Genomic DNA, 1,641 nt, shown 5'->3' with positions numbered 1-1,641 from the left:
CTCGGCGTAGCCGTGCCGGTCGGCGCGGCTCGGGGCGGGCGTGCTCGCTCCGGTGCCCCGCAGATCCGCGACGACCACGGCCAGGCCGGCGGAGCGCAGCGCGGCGGCGAACGGCCGGTAGTAGCGGGCGCGGACCCCCATCGCGGGCCAGATCACCACCACGGGCGCGCCGGGCGGGCCGGCCGGCTCGGGATAGACCTGCATGCCGAGCCGAGCGCCGTCGACGTCGACGAACTCCTGCGCGTACTCCGGATCCCCGTTCACCGGCCCAGCCTACGGCCCGACGTTACCGGCGGGTAGCCGAGGCGGTCCGGACGCGGCGGAGGCCCCGCCGAATGGCGGGGCCTCCGGTGGCGCGCGACCGGTCAGGAGACGGAGATCGTCCCGTCACCGGCGCGGACACACGACACCGCGCGGGCGGCGGTGACGGCCGCGCCGGCGAGGCACCGGCCGAGCACCTGGTGCCCGGTGGCGTTCGGGTGCCACGACTCCTGGCAGGTCTGGAAGTAGCTGACGCAGGTGTTGGCGATCCGCTGAATGGCGATCTTGTCCTTGCCGGCGAGGCTGGTCACGAAGGTGCCGGTCGCGCCGTCCTGCAGCCGGATGGGCGTGGCCAGCGCGCCGGTCGGGCTGGACGTCGACTCGCACAGCCGCGCGCCGTCGGAGGCCCGCTGCACGTTGAGGTAGACCAGGTCGTCGGCGGGGAACTCGGCGGCCAGGGTGTCCCGGGTGGACTTCACGATGCCACCCAGGCCCTGCGAGAAGCGGTGCCCGGGGGCGAGGCTGGCCCGGTGGATCGGGCAACCGGCGGCGTACCGCTCCGCGCCGAGGTCACGGAACTTGTCCCGGGTGTCGTCCCGGCCGTCCTCCTCGTAGTACACCGGGTTCAGGTCCAGCGGCAGCGGGTTGGTGTAGTCCTGGAACACCACCCGGTGCTGGCCGTCCGCGTCCACCTGGTCGAGGGTGGTCAGGATCTGGCGTACGGCGGCGGTGGTCTCCGCGGTCGCGGCGCTGAGCTGTGCGGCGGTGGCCAGGTCGGCGTCGCTGCACGGCTTCTGCTCCACCGGCCCGTTCAGGTACGCCCAGAACTCCCACCAGCCCGTCCAGGCGTCGGCGATGAACCGGTTGGCGCACGTCTCCGCGACGCTGCCGAAGGTGAACGAGCTGTTGTTGGAACCCAGGCCGATCAGCACGAGGTCGATGTCCTGCGTCTGCGCGACGGCGCGCAGCTGGTCGAGCTGGGCGGCCACGGTTCGGCCGTTGGCCCGCGCGCCGGAGGCGGTGGCGATGTCGTGCGGCTGGCCGCCCGAGCAGGCCAGGTTGAACCGGTTCTGGATACCCGGCAGGTTCGCCTGGTTGAGCGAGGCGTTCGCCGACCGGTGGCAGAAGTATGCGTTGTTGTTCGGCGCCGTCCAGCCGGGGAAGCCCTGGGCGACCCCGTTGGCGTCGACCACCGGGGTGTACGCCCCGGCGCCCTCGCCGCTGATGAAGCTGTCGCCGAGCGCCACGGCGGCGGTGGGCAGCGCGGCGGTCGCGGGGGCGGGCAGCGCGACGGCGGTCGACAGCGCTGCCGTGACGATCGTGAGACCGCGATCAGCGTGGCCAGGATGCGCAGCCGGCCGTCGTCGGGGGCCGCCGCCA

At 73.8% G+C, this 1,641-nt stretch carries 1 protein-coding gene and 1 pseudogene; both read right to left on the bottom strand.

What is annotated here, in order from left to right; genetic code table 11:
• A pseudogene (locus AB0J68_RS32055) lies at positions 1-264 on the bottom strand (alpha/beta hydrolase); the annotation flags it as partial.
• Positions 265-365: 101 nt separating this feature from the next.
• Positions 366-1,580, bottom strand: coding sequence for a hypothetical protein (locus tag AB0J68_RS32050; protein WP_363942611.1), 1,215 nt, complete (start codon positions 1,578-1,580; stop codon positions 366-368).
• Positions 1,581-1,641: the final 61 nt, after the last annotated feature.

Origin of the sequence: Micromonospora sp. NPDC049580 (genome assembly GCF_040675595.1) — a bacterium.
Classification (GTDB): Bacteria; Actinomycetota; Actinomycetes; order Mycobacteriales; family Micromonosporaceae; genus Micromonospora.
The sequence above is the reverse complement of the archived record's forward strand: the minus strand, read 5'-3'. Positions and strand labels throughout refer to the sequence as shown.